Annotated in this window: 16 protein-coding genes; 6 read left to right on the top strand and 10 right to left on the bottom strand. The window is 71.6% G+C overall.

The features are described 5' to 3' along the window. Window positions 1-55: 55 nt before the first annotated feature. The 4 genes from ACWGKT_RS35935 to ACWGKT_RS35950 are packed head-to-tail and all read left to right on the top strand — an operon-like array spanning window position 56 to window position 4,114. Window positions 56-805, top strand: coding sequence for a LytR/AlgR family response regulator transcription factor (locus ACWGKT_RS35935; RefSeq protein WP_453276941.1), 750 nt, complete (start codon window positions 56-58; stop codon window positions 803-805). A gap of 2 nt (window positions 806-807) precedes the next feature. After that, window positions 808-1,203, top strand: a complete 396-nt coding sequence (locus tag ACWGKT_RS35940; RefSeq protein WP_356147613.1) for a hypothetical protein — start codon at window positions 808-810, stop codon at window positions 1,201-1,203. Then, entirely contained in the window at window positions 1,200-2,912 is a 1,713-nt protein-coding gene (locus tag ACWGKT_RS35945; RefSeq protein WP_453276942.1) for a sodium/solute symporter, read from the top strand. Before ACWGKT_RS35940 ends, ACWGKT_RS35945 begins: the two co-directional genes overlap by 4 nt. Next, window positions 2,909-4,114 (top strand): sensor histidine kinase, encoded by a 1,206-nt coding sequence (locus tag ACWGKT_RS35950; protein WP_356147545.1) that lies wholly within the window; start codon window positions 2,909-2,911, stop codon window positions 4,112-4,114. The genes ACWGKT_RS35945 and ACWGKT_RS35950 overlap by 4 nt, the downstream gene beginning before the upstream one ends. Before the next feature lie 14 nt (window positions 4,115-4,128). Here the strand turns inward: ACWGKT_RS35950 and ACWGKT_RS35955 are convergent, their stop codons facing one another. The 5 genes from ACWGKT_RS35955 to ACWGKT_RS35975 form a co-directional block, all read right to left on the bottom strand. Then, window positions 4,129-4,299 carry a hypothetical protein gene (locus tag ACWGKT_RS35955; protein WP_235453869.1) on the bottom strand — a complete coding sequence of 57 codons (171 nt, stop codon included), beginning with the start codon at window positions 4,297-4,299 and terminating at the stop codon, window positions 4,129-4,131. 101 nt (window positions 4,300-4,400) lie between these two features. Continuing rightward, on the bottom strand, window positions 4,401-5,351 hold the full coding sequence (locus ACWGKT_RS35960; RefSeq protein WP_356147548.1) for a cytochrome c oxidase assembly protein: 951 nt from the start codon (window positions 5,349-5,351) through the stop codon (window positions 4,401-4,403). 122 nt (window positions 5,352-5,473) lie between these two features. Then, a complete protein-coding gene (locus ACWGKT_RS35965) occupies window positions 5,474-6,499 on the bottom strand; it encodes a 6-phosphofructokinase (RefSeq protein ID WP_453276943.1) in 1,026 nt (341 codons plus the stop codon). A gap of 255 nt (window positions 6,500-6,754) precedes the next feature. Continuing rightward, window positions 6,755-7,483 (bottom strand): type 1 glutamine amidotransferase, encoded by a 729-nt coding sequence (locus tag ACWGKT_RS35970; protein ID WP_356147554.1) that lies wholly within the window; start codon window positions 7,481-7,483, stop codon window positions 6,755-6,757. A gap of 20 nt (window positions 7,484-7,503) precedes the next feature. Then, complete coding sequence (locus tag ACWGKT_RS35975) at window positions 7,504-8,742, bottom strand: MurT ligase domain-containing protein (RefSeq protein ID WP_235453865.1); 1,239 nt, start codon at window positions 8,740-8,742, stop codon at window positions 7,504-7,506. A 151-nt stretch (window positions 8,743-8,893) separates the two neighbouring features. Here ACWGKT_RS35975 and def point away from each other — a divergent pair, with 151 nt between their 5' ends. Further along, window positions 8,894-9,433, top strand: a complete 540-nt coding sequence (def, locus tag ACWGKT_RS35980; RefSeq protein ID WP_356147557.1) for a peptide deformylase — start codon at window positions 8,894-8,896, stop codon at window positions 9,431-9,433. Window positions 9,434-9,436: 3 nt separating this feature from the next. On the opposite strand, the gene ACWGKT_RS35985 is transcribed toward def, so the two are convergent. Next, complete coding sequence (locus ACWGKT_RS35985; RefSeq protein ID WP_453276944.1) at window positions 9,437-10,081, bottom strand: TetR family transcriptional regulator; 645 nt, start codon at window positions 10,079-10,081, stop codon at window positions 9,437-9,439. A gap of 170 nt (window positions 10,082-10,251) precedes the next feature. Here ACWGKT_RS35985 and ACWGKT_RS35990 point away from each other — a divergent pair, with 170 nt between their 5' ends. Next, window positions 10,252-11,481: an acyl-CoA dehydrogenase family protein gene (locus ACWGKT_RS35990; RefSeq protein ID WP_453276945.1), complete on the top strand. Its 1,230-nt coding sequence runs from the start codon at window positions 10,252-10,254 to the stop codon at window positions 11,479-11,481. Between the two features lie 84 nt (window positions 11,482-11,565). On the opposite strand, the gene ACWGKT_RS35995 is transcribed toward ACWGKT_RS35990, so the two are convergent. From ACWGKT_RS35995 to ACWGKT_RS36010, 4 genes are all read right to left on the bottom strand, one after another. Further along, the gene (locus ACWGKT_RS35995) at window positions 11,566-12,087 is read right to left on the bottom strand and encodes a cupin domain-containing protein (protein ID WP_356147616.1); all 522 of its coding nucleotides are present in this window, start codon (window positions 12,085-12,087) and stop codon (window positions 11,566-11,568) included. A gap of 94 nt (window positions 12,088-12,181) precedes the next feature. Beyond that, the gene (locus ACWGKT_RS36000) at window positions 12,182-13,396 is read right to left on the bottom strand and encodes a cytochrome P450 (RefSeq protein WP_453276946.1); all 1,215 of its coding nucleotides are present in this window, start codon (window positions 13,394-13,396) and stop codon (window positions 12,182-12,184) included. Beyond that, window positions 13,393-14,457 carry a type III polyketide synthase gene (locus ACWGKT_RS36005; protein ID WP_453276947.1) on the bottom strand — a complete coding sequence of 355 codons (1,065 nt, stop codon included), beginning with the start codon at window positions 14,455-14,457 and terminating at the stop codon, window positions 13,393-13,395. Before ACWGKT_RS36005 ends, ACWGKT_RS36000 begins: the two co-directional genes overlap by 4 nt. 662 nt (window positions 14,458-15,119) lie before the next feature. Next, window positions 15,120-15,353 (bottom strand): DUF6213 family protein, encoded by a 234-nt coding sequence (locus ACWGKT_RS36010; protein WP_235453859.1) that lies wholly within the window; start codon window positions 15,351-15,353, stop codon window positions 15,120-15,122. Between the last annotated feature and the right edge of the window lie 2 nt (window positions 15,354-15,355).

Raw genomic sequence — 15,355 nt, forward strand, 5'->3', positions numbered from 1 at the left:
ACGCCCGTGCCCGGCACATGTCCAGGCGTACGGATCGCCCCTACACTCCACGTTCATGCTGCGCGCCCTCGCCGTCGACGACGAACGCCCCTCGCTGGAGGAACTTCTCTATCTGCTGGGCGCCGATCCACGCGTCGGCAGCGTCGAGGGCGCCGACGACGCGACCGGCGCGCTGCGCCGGATCACCCGTGCACTGGAGTCCGGTCCGGACGGACCCGAGGCCATCGACGTCGTGTTCCTCGACATCCAGATGCCGGGCCTCGACGGACTGGAGATGGCCCGGCTGCTGACCGGCTTCGCCCGCCCGCCGCTGGTCGTGTTCGTCACCGCCCACGAGGACTTCGCCGTCCGCGCCTTCGACCTCGATGCGGTCGACTACGTCCTCAAACCGGTCCGCAAGGAGCGGCTCGCCGAGGCCGTGCGCCGGGCCGTCGAACTGAGCGGCGCCGCCCCGCGGATCCCCGTGCACGAACCCGACCCCGACCACATCCCCGTCGAACTCGGCGGCGTGACGCGCTTCGTCGCCGTCGAGGACATCACCCATGTCGAGGCCCGCGGCGACTACGCACGGCTGCACACCGACCGCGGCAGCCACCTCGTCCGCATCCCGCTGTCCACCCTGGAGGACCGCTGGCGCTCGCGCGGCTTCGTCCGCATCCACCGCCGCCACCTCGTCGCGCTGCGTCACGTGGGCGAGCTCCGGCTGGACGCGGGCACCGTGAGCGTCCTGGTCGGCGGCGAGGAACTCCAGGTCAGCCGCCGCCACGCGCGCGAGCTGCGGGATCTGCTGATGAGGAGGACATGACGGTGCCCCAGGACCCCGCCGAGCGTCGTGTCGTCGTCACCGGCCCGCCCCGCCGCACCGCCTCCCACGCTCGGCTTCGCTCGCGCGGGCGCCACCCCCATGCCTCCGGCTACTACCGGCCGCGCACCGAGATCGACGAACAGACCACCCTCGGCCACACCTACGTCCGCTCCCTCATGCGCACCCAGCTGCGGGCCGCCCTGACCGTGTTCGCGGTCCTCGTGCTGCTCGTCGGCCCGCTGCCGCTGGTCTTCGCGGCCGCCCCGGACGCCGGCCGCCTGGCCTGGCTGGTGCTCGGCTTCTGCCTGTACGCGCCGCTGATCCTGCTGGCCCGCTGGTACGTGCGCCGTGCCGAGCGCAACGAACGGGACTTCGTGCGCCTCGTCGAGGACCGATGAACCCGAACTTCGCGATACCCGCCGTCGCCCTCGTCGTCGTGGCGACCGTGCTCGTCGGCGCCTTCGGCCTGCGTGTCTCCCGCACCACCTCCGACTTCTACGTCGCCTCGCGCACCGTCGGCCCCCGCCTCAACGCGGCCGCCATCAGCGGCGAGTACCTGTCCGCCGCCTCCTTCCTCGGCATCGCCGGCCTGGTCCTCGTCCAGGGCCCGGACATGCTCTGGTACCCGGTCGGCTACACCGCCGGTTACCTGGTCCTGCTCCTGTTCGTCGCCGCCCCGCTGCGCCGCTCCGGCGCCTACACGCTGCCCGACTTCGCCGAGGCCCGCCTCGCCTCGCCGGGGGTACGGCGGCTGGCCGGGGCCTTCGTCGTCGGGGTCGGCTGGCTCTATCTGCTGCCCCAGCTCCAGGGAGCCGGGCTCACCCTGGCGGTCCTCACCGGCGCGCCCGACCCGCTCGGCGGGATCGTCGTGGCCGTGGTCGTCGTCGCGACCGTCGCCGCCGGCGGCATGCGCAGCATCACCTTCGTCCAGGCCTTCCAGTACTGGCTCAAACTCACCGCCCTCCTCGTCCCCGCGCTCTTCCTGCTCCTCGCCTGGCAGGGCGACGGCGCACCCCGGCACGCCTTCGAGGAACCGGCCACCTTCCGCGAGCAGCGCACCGTACGCGTCGAGGTCACCGTCGACCTGGACCTCGCACGGCCGCTCACCGTCACCGTGAGCGGCCGGGTCGACGGCCGCCCGCACGACGAGACCAGGCTGCGGCTCTCCGCCGGCCCGCACCGCATCGCCGCGGGCACCCGGCTGACCTTCGCGGCGGGCACGCCCGTCCCCGCCGCCGAGCGGGCCGGTACCGGCGGCATGTCCACCTCGCTCGCCGCTAGCCGCGAGGAGCGCCCGCTGTACGCCACGTACGGACTCATCCTCGCCACCTTCCTCGGCACCATGGGCCTGCCGCACGTGGTGGTCCGCTTCTACACCAGCCCGCACGGCGTCGCCGCCCGTCGCACCACCGTCGCCGTCCTCGCCCTGATCGGCGGCTTCTACCTGCTGCCGCCCGTGTACGGCGCGCTGGGCCGCCTCTACGCCCCCGAACTCACCCTCACCAAGGACACCGACGCGGCCGTCCTGCTGCTGCCCGACCGAATGATCGGCGGGCTCGGCGGCGACCTGCTCGGCGCGCTGGTGGCGGGCGGTGCCTTCGCCGCGTTCCTGTCGACCGCGTCCGGGCTGACCATGGCGGTGGCGGGGGTGCTCACCCAGGACGTCCTCCCCACGCGCGGAGTGCGGCATTTCCGGCTCGGCACGGTGCTCGCCATGGCCGTACCGCTCGCGGCCAGCGTGCTGGTGGGCGGACTGCCGGTCGCCGACGCGGTGGGGCTCGCCTTCGCCGTCTCCGCGTCGTCCTTCTGTCCGCTGCTCGTCCTCGGCATCTGGTGGCGGCGGCTGACCCCGCCCGGCGCGGCCGCGGGCATGCTGGTGGGCGGCGGCTCCGCGTTCCTCGCCGTCGCCGCGACCATGGCGGGCTTCCCCGGCGGCGGCCCCCTGCACGCGCTGCTCGCCTGGCCCGCGCTGTGGTCGGTGCCGCTGGGCTTCCTCACCATGGTGCTGGTGTCGCTGGCCACCGCCTCCCGCGTGCCGCCCGGCACAGCGGCGATCCTGGCCCGGTTCCATCTGCCGGAGGAGCTGTGGGCGGAGGCCAAGGCATGAGCGGCTTCCTCGCCGGACTCTGCGTCGCCGTGCTCCCCCTGCTGGCCGCCGGTTTCTGGCTCGGCCGGCGCACGGCCCGCCCGCAGAGCCTCGCCGGTCTCGGCACCCCCGTCGAGCACGCCACCTTCGAGACCCTGCACACCGCCTCGCTCGCCGCGCCCCCGCTGCGGGCGGGCCTCACGGAGGAGACCGCCCGCCGGTCGGCCCGCGGACTGCGCTCGCTGCTCGGCACCGACGCGCTGTGCCTCACCGACGAGAAGCGGGTGCTCGTCTGGGACGGCGTGGGCGACCACCACCGCGGCGAGATCATGGAGCGGCTCGCCGGGCCGCTGGAGACCGGCCGCGGCGAGGCGTTCCCGCTGGCCTGCGAGACCCCCGACTGCCCGGTCCGCTGGGCCGTGCTCGCCCCGCTCACCGTCGACGACCGGGTGTACGGCGCCCTCGTCGCCTGCGCCCCGCGCGAGTCCGCCGTCCTGGTACGGGCGGCCGGCGAGGTGGCCCGCTGGGTGAGCGTGCAACTGGAACTGGCCGACCTCGACCAGTCCCGCACGAAGCTCATCGAGGCCGAGATCAAGGCCCTGCGCGCCCAGATCTCACCGCACTTCGTCTTCAACTCGCTGGCCGTGATCGCCTCGTTCGTCCGCACCGACCCGGAACGCGCCCGTGAGCTCCTGCTGGAGTTCGCCGACTTCACCCGCTACTCGTTCCGCAGGCACGGCGACTTCACCACCCTCGCCGAGGAACTGCACGCCATCGACCACTACCTGGCCCTGGTCCGCGCCCGCTTCGGCGACCGCCTCTCCGTCACCCTGCAGATCGCCCCCGAGGTGCTGCCGGTGGCCCTGCCCTTCCTGTGCCTGCAGCCCCTCGTCGAGAACGCCGTCAAGCACGGCCTCGAGGGCAAGTCGGACGCGTGCCACATCCAGATCACCGCACGGGACGCGGGCGCCGAGGCGCTGGTCGTCATCGAGGACGACGGCGTCGGCATGGACCCCGCACTGCTGCGCCGCATCCTCGCCGGGGAGACCAGCCCCTCCGGCGGCATCGGCCTGTCCAACGTGGACGACCGGCTCCGCCAGGTCTACGGCGACGACCACGGCCTCGTCATCGAGACCGCGGCCGGAGCGGGCATGAAGATCACGGTCAGGGTGCCGAAGTACCAGCCGGGCGTGCACTCGGCCGGACGCCTCTCGGCACCGTGACCGCGTCCTCGCTCTCAGGCGCTCTGGGTGACCACCATCGCCAGGGTGAGCAGGCCCAGGACGACCCAGCCGAACCACAGCCAGCCGTTGCTGCCGAGCGCCACCGTGTAGGCCGTCACCATCACGAGACCGCCGACGGTGAGCACCCCCATCGCCTTCGTGGAACCGTGCGTAGAACCGGGCATCGCGACACCCTCCTCATGGTTCGTCCTCCTCCATGGTGACCCCGGTTCGGCCCGCGCACGGTACGGACGAGGAAATGAGTGCCCGGTGCTGCCGCCGCCGCTCAGCCCTCGCGGGCGTTCAACGAGGCCAGGTAGGCGTTGTACGCCGCCAGCTCCTTGTCCCCGTCCCGGTCGGCCGCGCGGTCCTTGCGCCGGGCCTGGCGCTGCTCGGAGCCGTACCACTGGAACAGCAGGGCGATCAGCACCAGCACGGACGGGATCTCGCTGAACGCCCAGGCGATGCCGCCGGCCGCGTTCTGGTCAATGAGCGCGTCGATGCCGAGCGAGGCGGGCGGGTTCTTGAACGTCTCGACCATCGGCGACGACGCCATCATCAGCGCGATGCCGAAGAACGCGTGGAACGGCATGCCCGCGAACAGCTCCAGCATCCGCATCAGGTAGCCCGGCCGGTGCGGGCCCGGGTCCACGCCGATGATGGGCCAGAAGAACGCCACGCCCACCGCGAGGAAGTGCACCATCATCGCGATGTGCCCCGCCTTCGAGCCCATCAGGAAGTCGAAGAGGGGCGTGAAGTACAGCGCGTACAGGCTGGCGATGAACATCGGGATCGTGAACGCCGGGTGCGTGACGACCCGCATGTACCGGCTGTGCAGCAGCGCCAGCAGCAGTTCGCGCGGACCCTTGCGGCCCTTGCCCGCGACCGGCAGCGCGCGCAGCGCCAGCGTGACCGGGGCGCCCAGCAGGATCAGGATCGGCGACAGCATGCTGATCACCATGTGCTGCACCATGTGCACGCTGAACATGACCATGCCGTAGTCGTTCAGCCCGGTGCACATCATCAGCATGATGGTCAGCACACCGACGGCGTACGACACGGTCCGGCCGACGGGCCACGCGTCCCCGCGCCGCCGCAGCCGCACCACACCCCAGCCGTACAGCCCCAACCCCACCAGGCAGGCGACGAGGAAGAACGGGTCCGCCGACCACTCAAGACCTCGCCCCAGCGTGAACGGCGGCAAGTCCGTGGTCATGCCGTGCCCGCTGTGATCCATCCGCCGGCTCCTGATTCGTGGGGGTTGTGCAAGTCTGTCCGGACCAGACTAGAACCGACCCCGGCCACCTTCGTGACCGGGGTCGGCGCGACCCACGAGACAGTCCCCCTGTGGCGAGCGCTCTAAAGAACGCACTCCGCCTCGTCGTACCGCTCCTGCGGCACCGTCTTCAACGTCTCCACGGCCTGGGCCAACGGCACCATCACGATGTCGGTCCCGCGCAGCGCGGTCATGTGACCGAACTCCCCCCGGTGCACCGCCTCCACCGCATGCCAGCCGAACCGCGTCGCCAGCACCCGGTCGTACGCCGTGGGCGTCCCGCCCCGCTGCACGTGCCCGAGGATGACCGGCCGCGCCTCCTTGCCCAGGCGCTGCTCCAGCTCGATCGAGAGCTGCCGGGCGATGCCGGCGAACCGCTCGTGGCCGTAGATGTCCTTGCCGCCCTCGTCGAACTCCATGGAGCCGGCCTTCGGCTTGGCGCCCTCCGCGGCCACCACGATGGCGAACCGCTTGCCCGCCTCGAAGCGCTCGCCGACCCGCTTGGCCAACTCGTCGATGTCGAAGGGGCGTTCCGGTACGACGACGGCGTGCGCGCCGGCCGCCATGCCGGAGTGCAGCGCGATCCAGCCGGTGTGGCGGCCCATGACCTCCACGACCAGCACGCGCTGGTGGGACTCGGCGGTGGTCTTCAGCCGGTCCAGGGCCTCGGTGGCGACGCCCACGGCCGTGTCGAAGCCGAAGGTGACGTCCGTGACCGCGATGTCGTTGTCGATGGTCTTCGGCACGCCGACGATGGGCAGGCCGCTGTCGGACAGCAGGCGGGCCGCCTTCAGCGTGCCCTCGCCGCCGATCGGGATGATCGCGTCGAGGCCGAGCTCCGCGACGTGGCCCTTGGCCCGCTGCACGCCGTCCCGCAGATGCGAGGGCTGGACGCGGGAGGAACCGAGGATGGTGCCGCCGCGGGCGAGGATGCCCGCCACGGCGTCGAGGTCGAGCTTCAGATAGTCGCACTCCAGGAGGCCCTTCCAGCCGTCCCGGAAACCGATGACCTCGTCGCCGTGGTCGACGACGGCACGGTGCACGACGGACCGGATGACAGCGTTCAGGCCGGGGCAGTCGCCGCCTGAAGTGAGGACACCAATGCGCATAGCCCGAATACCTTCTCAACGTGGGCCGGGGACCGGACCACGTTGTCCGGTTGGTACCCGGTCACCCTACCGGCGTGAGGGGGTGGCTCCGTAGCGGGCGTCCGCCTGCTGGACGTGCCCGCACATGTGAGCGGACGGTCTGTCAGGCGGGCCCGATGACGACGATGCCGACTTCCACTGGAAGACCCCTCAGGTCCCTCTCGAACACCGGTGTACGCGCAGGCCGCCGCCGTACGCGGCGGCCTGCGCGGGCGGCTACGCGGGCTGCTGCGCGGCCGTGATGCGCTCGTTGCGCAGTGCCTCGTACCAGCGGTCGTCGGTCGGCGGCAGCGCGTTCACGTCGAGCGCCAGCTTCAGCAGCAGGTCGGCGATCAGCGGGTTGCGGGCGAGGACGGGCCCGTGCATGTACGTACCGAAGACGGTGTCGTTGTACGCGCCCTCCGTGCCGTCTCCCGCGCCGTTGCCGTTGCCCACCCGGACCTGGGCGAAGGGGCGGGCGGTCGGGCCGAGCTGGGTGACACCCTGGTGGTTCTCGAAGCCCGTCAGCTGGGGCAGGCCGAGGCGCGGGTCGATGTCCGCGAGGACGTCACCGACGCACCGCTCGCCCTCGCCGCGCACCGAGACCACGTCGAGCAGGCCGAGGCCCGGCTCGCGCTGGCCGAGGTCGTTGATGAACTCGTGGCCGAGGATCTGGTAGCCGGCGCACACGGAGAACAGGATCGCGCCGTTCTCGGCGGCCCGGGTCAGACCCCCGTCCCGGCGCAGCCGCTCGGCCGCGAGCCGCTGCGGCCGGTCCTCGCCGCCGCCGATCAGGTAGATGTCGCCGGAGGTCGGCACCGGCTGGTCGCTGCGCACGTCGAGACGGGCCACGTCGAGGCCACGCTGGCGGGCGCGGCGCTCCACGACGAGCGCGTTGCCCTGGTCGCCGTAGGTGCTCAGCAGGTCCGGGTAGACCCACACCAGCCGCAGTTGGTTGTCGCTCATGAAGTGATCCTCCTCCGTGGTCAGTTGCCGACGCGGCGGCGCAGGTCCTGGAACGCGGTGTAGTTCGCGATGACCTCGATCCGGCCCTGCTGGGCCTGCTCGACGGCCTGGTCGAGGCTGTCGCAGACCTGGAAGTGCTGGTTCGCGACCTCAAGACGCACGGCGAGGTCCAGCTTCCGGTCGCCGATCACGAAGATCGGGTGCCCGGTCAGACGCGTGTAGTCGACGTCCCACAGCCAGGAGGTGTCGGTGCCGTCGGCGCCGCGCGCGTTCACGGAGAGGATCACCGGGGCCGGCGGCGGGTCGATCAGGGAGAACGTCTCGAGCCAGCCCGCGGGGTTCTTCGCCAGCAGCAGGCGCAGGTCGCGGCCCTGGAACTGGACGACGTCATAGCGGCCGGCGACCGCCTGCACCTGGTACATGCGCTCCAGGGCGACCTGCGGCGGCACACCGAAGACGGCGGCGACGGCCGCGGAGCTGGCGGCGTTGGCCTTGTTGGCGCGGCCGGGCAGCTGGAGGTGGATCGGCCAGGCCGAGCCGTGCGGGTCGAGGACGTGGTCCCCGGACAGCGCCCAGGTCGGTGTGGGGCGGCGGAAGCCGCACTCGCCGCAGTACCAGTCGTCGCCGGGGCGCTGCATCACACCGCCGCAGGACGGGCAGGACCAGGCGTCGTCCTTCCACATCTGGCCGGCCGCGACCCAGATCACGTTGGGGGAGGAGGACGCGGCCCACACCACCAGCGGGTCGTCGCAGTTGGCGACGACGACGGCCTTGGAGCCGGCCAGGCCCTCGCGCCAGTTCTCGGCGAGCATGCGGGTCTCGGCGGCGCGGTCGAGCTGGTCGCGGGAGAGGTTGAGCAGGGCGATGCACTTCGGGTCGGTGTCCCGCGCCACGCCCGCCAGGTACTTCTCGTCGACCTCGATCACGCCGTAACGGGCCTCCGAGCTGCCCGCGAGCGCCGAGGTGATGCCGGCGGGCATGTTCGCGCCGAGCGCGTTGGAGACGACCGGGCCCGCGGCGCGCAGCGCCTCGGCGATGAGTCGGGTGGTCGTGGTCTTGCCGTTGGTCGCCGAGACCAGGACGACGTCCAGGTTCTGGGCGAGCCGTCCGAGGAGGTCGGGGTCGAGTTTCAGCGCGACCCGGCCACCGATCACCGATCCGCTGCCGCGCCCCGCCGCGCGGGACGCCGCCGCGACCGCCTTGCCCGCGGTCACGGCCAGCTTGGCCCGCGGCGTGAGCGGGTCCGAGTTGCCTGCCATCAGTTCTCGATCCTCCTTGCGTACGCGCCGCGCCTGAGCCATTCGGCACGTGGGTGTGGGCCTCAGCCTATCGAGATCCATTCGCACACCCGAATCCCGGCCCACGGTCGCGCGGCGGGTGGTGGGCCGAGGGAACCGTACCCTTGCCGCCATGCGACACGGCTCGATCCCGGGCGCCCGCGGGCGCGTCCGGCCTCTTTCCCTGCTGGGTGACCCCGTACTCCAGTCCCCGTGCGCCGAGGTCACCGACTTCGGCCCCGAACTGTCGGTGCTCGTGGAGGACTTGTTCGCGACCATGTACGCGGCACAGGGGGTGGGCCTGGCCGCGAACCAGATCGGCGAGGGATTGCGGGTGTTCGTCTACGACTGTCCCGACGACGAGGACGTGCGTCACCTGGGGCACCTGGTGAACCCGCGGCTGGTGGAGGCCGACGGCGTGGTGATCCGCGGGCCGGAGGGCTGTCTGTCCCTGCCGGGGCTGGAAGCGGGCACGCCGCGGTACGACCACGCGGTCGTCGAGGGCTTCACGATGAGGGGGGAGGCGGTCACCGTGCACGGCACCGGGTTCTTCGCCCGGTGCCTGCAGCACGAGTGCGACCACCTGGAGGGCCGGGTCTACGCGGACCGGCTGACGGGCTGGCGCGGGCGCAGGCTGATGCGTCAGGTGGACCGAGCCCCCTGGAGCCGCTGAGGGTCAGAAACCCGGGCCGCCGATCTTGTCCCCGGCCGCCGCGAGGCGGCCCCACAGCAGGTCGGCCAGGCTCCGCACCAGCTCCGCGCGCGAGCAGGGACGCTCCCCGAGCCACCAGTCACCGGCCGCGTGCATCATGCCGACGATCCCGTGTCCCCACACCCGGGCCAGTTGCTGGCTGCCGGGTCCGAGGTCGAGGCGGTCCTCGATGACCTGGGCCAGCTCCTCACCCATCCTGCGCAGCAGGGGTGCCGAGTGTTTCCCGACGTCGAATCCCTGGTCGGCGCCCGGGGTCCCCTCGGCGGGGTGCATCAGGAACCGGTACACCTGGGGCCGTGCCTCGATCGCCGCGAGGTAGGTGTCCAGGGTGGACTCGACCCGCTCCCGCCGGTCGGCGGGGGCGTCCAGCGCGGCGCGCAGGGAATCGAGCAGGGCGTCCGTGTGCCGCTTGGCGAGGGCGGCGTACAGCCCGCCCTTGTCGCCGAAGTGGCGGTAGAGGATCGGCTTGGTGATGCCGGCCTCCGCGGCGATCGCGTTCATCGAGGCCTGCGGACCATCACGCAGCACCACTTTGTCCGCGGCCTCCAGCAGCTCGCGCCTTCGGCGGTCCGCGGACCGCTGCTGATCGGTCCGCTGCGTGGTGTCCATGTGCTCTCCCCACCCGTGCTGTTTCGGTGACGCCTGCGCAAACTAGCACTGACTGGGCTGCTGACATCGAACGGGATGCCGACAGGTCATCGGGAGTTGACTTTTCCTACCCGTGAGTAACAGACTCGGGTTACCGCTAGTAACATGCACGTGCCGCCGCTGGAGGGGACATGGCCGAGTTCACCATGGAGCTCAATGACGAGCAGAAGGAGGTGCGGGACTGGCTCCACGGCTTCGCCGCCGATGTGATCCGTCCCGCCGCGGCCGAATGGGACGAGCGCGAGGAGACACCCTGGCCCGTCATCCAGGAGGCCGCCAAGGTCGGCATCTACTCCCTCGACTTCTACGCGCAGCAGTACTTCGACCCCACCGGGCTCGGCATCCCGATGGCCATGGAGGAACTGTTCTGGGGCGACGCCGGCATCGCCCTGTCCATCGTCGGCACCGGCCTCGCCGCCGTGGGCGTCCTCGCCAACGGCACCGAGGAGCAGATCGGCATCTGGATCCCCCAGATGTACGGCGACGCCAATGACGTGAAGGTGGCCGCGTTCTGCTCCTCCGAGCCCGACGCCGGCTCGGACGTGGCCTCCCTGCGCACCCGGGCGGTGTACGACGAGGCCAAGGACGAGTGGGTGATCAACGGCACGAAGACCTGGGCGACCAACGGCGGCATCGCCAACGTCCACGTGGTCGTCGCCCAGGTCGACCCGGAGCTCGGCTCCAAGGGCCACGCCTCCTTCATCGTCCCGCCGGGCACGCCGGGCCTCACGCAGGGCCAGAAGTTCAAGAAGCACGGCATCCGCGCCTCGCACACCGCCGAGGTGGTCCTGGACCAGGTCCGCGTCCCGGGCTCCTGCCTGCTCGGCGGCAAGGAGAAGCTGGACGAGCGGCTCGCCCGCGCCCGCGAGCGGGCGAAGGCCTCCTCGGGGGAGCGGGTGAAGAACGCGGCGATGGCCACGTTCGAGGCGTCGCGGCCGGCCGTCGGCGCGATGGCCGTGGGCACCGCACGCGCCGCCTACGAGGTCGCCCTCGACTACGCGATGACCCGCGAGCAGTTCGGGCGGCCGATCATCGACAACCAGGGGGTCGCCTTCCAGCTCGCGGACATGCGCACGGCCGTCGACGCGGCCCGGCTGCTGGTGTGGCGCGCCTCCTGGATGGCCGTCAACGGCAAGCCGTTCACCGCGGCCGAGGGCTCGATGTCCAAGCTGTTCGCCAGCGAGACCGCGAAGAAGGTCACCGCGCAGGCGATCCAGATCCTGGGCGGCAACGGCTACACGCGGGAGTACCCGGTGGAGCGCATGCACCGCGACTCGGCGATCTACACGATCTTCGAGGGCACCAGCGAGATCCAGCGGCTGGTCATCGCCCGGACCCTGTCCGGGATGCCGATCCGGTAGTGCCGCACGGGGCTGCGCGACCCGGGCCGCGGATGTGCCGCGGCGGGTCGCGCAGTTCCCGGCGCCCCCTCGGGGCAGCGGCGCTCACCGGTGCCGCAGAGGCGTGAGCTGCTCGATGTCGTAACGTCGGCGCAGTTCCTCGATCGCCTCGTGGTCGGGCGGGCCCGAGTTGTTCAGGATCTCCAACAGCTCCTCGAAGTAGCGTTCGTGGTCGGGGGGCGGGGACGCCTGGAAGAACATCTTCGCCGGGGCGTCCGTCGGGTTCGCGAAGGCGTGCGGGCAGCCGGGGGGTACGACGATGACCGTGCCCGGCGTCGCCCGGACCACCCGGTTGCCCGAACTCGACTCCCACTTCTGCCAGTTGTCGGGGGTGCGCACGCGCGGCTCGAAGGCGAGCACGTCCAGCTCGCCGTCCAGCACGTAGAACAACTCCTCGCTGCGCGTGTGCACATGGGCGCCGACGTCGAAGCCCGGCGGGACCTCCACCTCGAAGGTGGAGGCCATCCGCGAGTGCGTGCCGGTCACCTTGAACGTCACGCGCTGGGCGGGCGTGTGCACGATGCGGCCGTGTCCCGGCGGCACGAGCAGTCCTTCGCCCCGTGCCACCTCGTCGGGCGGTGCTTCCGCCTGGGCCGGCGCCACTCCTTGGGCCGCGGGGCCTTCGGGTACCGCCAGCCCTTCCGTCGTAGTCATGAGCCGCTCACCATGTCACGGGCAGGGCCTCAGGCCCGCGGATCAACGCGCCCTTTCTGAAGGGCACCTGGTCGGGAGGAACGGACAGCCTCAGGTCGGGCAGCCGGTCCAGCAGCGTGTCGACCAACAGCTCCGACTCCAGCCGGGCGAGCTGGGCGCCCGGGCAGTAGTGCGGGCCGAAGCCGAACGCGACATGCGGATTCGGACTGCGGGCGAAGTCGATCATCTCCGGGTCCACGAAGACGTCCGGGTCGCGGTTGGCGGCCAGGTAGGAGACGTAGACCGGTTCACCCGCACGAATCCGTACGCCCCTGATCTCCACGTCCTCCATGGCGATCCGGGACAGCCCCACCGCGCTGCGGTGCGGGATGTAGCGCAGCAGCTCGTCGACGCCCCGGGATCTGATCTCCGGTTCGGCGCGCAGCCGTTGGGCGAGGTCGGGGCGGATCAGCAGCAGGTAGAACAGCTGCCCGCTGTTGTTGGTGACCGACTCGCCGCCGATCTGGAGGAGGACGGCCAGTCCGACCGCCTCCTGGGGCGTCACCTCGCCCCGGCCCACGGCGGCGCCGAGCAGCGAGGCGACGTCCTCGGCCGTACTTCCCTCACGCCGGCCGATGAGGTCGGCGAAGTACGCGGTCATCTCGTTCCTGGCCTTCTCGCTGAGCTTCTTGCCGTGCGAGGAGGACAGGATCAGCTGCGTCCAGGAGTGCATGGCGTGCCGGTCGTCGGCCGGCACGCCCATCAGCTCGCAGATGACCGCGATGGGAAAGGGGCTGAGGACCGCCCCGGTGAGATCGGCGGGCGGACCGTCCTGGACGAGCTCGTCGACCAGCTCGTCGAGCATGGCGCGGGCCTTGTCCCGGACCCGCTCGACGCCCTTCGCGGTGAACGCGGGGGCGACCGCCCGGCGCAGCCGGGTGTGGTCCGGTGGATCCAGGAAGCCGACCGCACCACGGGTGGGGATGAAGTGCGGTGCCAGCCGGGTGACCGGATGGTCCATGACCGCCTCGCGGCTGAACCGGGCGTCGTTGGCCACCATCCGTACGTCGTCGTACCGGGTGAGCAGCCAGGCCCAGCCCTCGCCGTTGGGCAGTTGGATGCGGTTGACCGGGCCCTCGCGCATCAGCTCCGTCAGCACCGGGTCGAAGTCGACGCCGGTCAGATCGAGCGCCGGCCACGGCCGGACGGGGGGTGGCGCCCCGGCGAGTGCTTCCTCGGTCATGACGCCTCGTCGTCCGACCGGACCCACCGGCCCACGGTCATCTCGGCGGTGATGCCGGGACCGAACCCGGCGAGCAGTCCGCGCGCCCGGTCCGCCGCGCCACCCTCCTCGAAGAGCCGGCGCAGCGCGTCCAGCACGACGGCGCTCGCGATGTTGCCGTACTCGGTGAGCGTCGACCGGCTGAACCGGAAGGCGTGCGGGTCGACCCGCAGGAACTTGCTGAGGTCGTCGAGTATTCGGGGCCCGCCCGCGTGGATGATGTAGAAGTCCAGGTCGGACGCGTCCCAGCCGTGCGTGCCCGCGAGGTCCTGGAGCGCCGGGGCGAGCGGCTCCATGGTCGTGGGCACCCGCTTGTCCAGCAGGAAGTGGAAGCCCGTCTCCCGGACGTCGTACGCGATCCAGTCCTCCGTCTTGGGGATCAGGTACGAGCCGTTGCGCTCCAGCCGGACGCCGGTGCCGCCCTGCCCGCGCACCACGGCCGCGGCGACGCCGTCGCCGAACAGGCCGTTGGAGAGCAGCGAGCCCACGCCGAGGTCGGTGGGCTGGTAGCACAGCGAGCAGAACTCGCAGGCCACGATGAGTGCGTTGGCCTCCGGGTAGGCCGTGCAGAAGTCGTGCGCCCGGTTGATGGCCGCACCGCCCGCCGCGCAGCCCAGCTGGGCTATGGGCAGCTGCCGGGTGGTGCTCGGGAAGTCCATCTCGTTGATCAGCCACGCGGTCAGCGAGGGCATCATGAAGCCCGTGCACGACACGTAGATGAGGACGTCGATGTCGGAGGTGAGGACTTCGGCGTCGTCGAGGGCCCGCTGGATCACCGCGGGGACACGGGCCTTGGCCTCGGCCTCGTAGACCTTGTTGCGTTGGTCGAAGCCCGGGTGCTTCAGGGTTTCCTCGATGGGCTGCACGATGTGCCGGGTGCGGACTCCCGTGTTCTCGATGAGTCGGAGCGCCAGCGGGAGCTGTGGGTGGTCCGCGTGCCGTTGGCGCGCGAGCTCCAGCGTGTCCTCCATCGTGATCACGTGTTCTGGTACGGACACCGAGGGTCTGCACAAAGTCGCCATGAGCCGTCCCTGCTTTCGCCTCCGGCGGGCCTTCGCCCACCGGCCAGAAGGTGGTCCACCCAGGTTCACCCGACGGGGCGACGATCTCGCGCCGGATTACTCCGAATCGGGGACAAAGGGCATGGAACGGACAAGAGCCAGAGGCGCTCCGACGGAGGACACATGACCCCCACCGCCTGCGAAATTCTGGCGACGACGCCCCGGGAACCGGTCTCGGATCCGCAGGTCAGCCGGGTCGCCCCGGCCATCGCCGCGGACCGGGCCGACCGTGCCGCACTCGCCGCCCTCGCCCTCGCCCTCGAACAGTGCTGGGTGATCACCGCCGACGAGCGTTCCTTCCGGCATCTGGCCGAACGCTCGACCGACGTCCCCGGCCGCCGCCTTCTTCGCCCTGCTCGCCGAGGGCGAGGTGCCGGCGGGGGAGCGGCTGACCGCGTTCGCCGCCGCCTGTGGCCTGGACGAGGAACGCCTGCGTGCCCACCGGCCGCTGCCGGGGTGTCAGGCCTGCCCCGCCCATGTGGCCTGGCTCGCCCGCGACGGCCCACCGGCCGACGTGGTCCTCGCGGGGACCGTCAACTTCGCGGCGTGGGGCGGCTGTTGCGCCCGAATCGTAGAGGGCCTGCGTCGGCCTCGTAGGTCTGGAACAGGTTGCAGTACGTCCCCTACGGCGCCCCGCTGCTGTGAGCGATGCAGGCCACGTCGATCCGGTCGGCCAGCTTCGCCAGCTCGATCGTCAGCGCGGCCACCGTGTCCTCGTCCAGCCCGTCCTGTCCGGCCTCCACCAGGTGCAGCCACCTGCCGCCCACCGTGCGGAGCAGCTTGCTCACGTCGGCCGCGGCCACCTGCAAGGTACCGCTGTCGTCGACGATCAGAGGCAGAGTCACTTCGCGGTTCACAG

It is taken from the genome of Streptomyces sp. NPDC054794, from assembly GCF_053611585.1.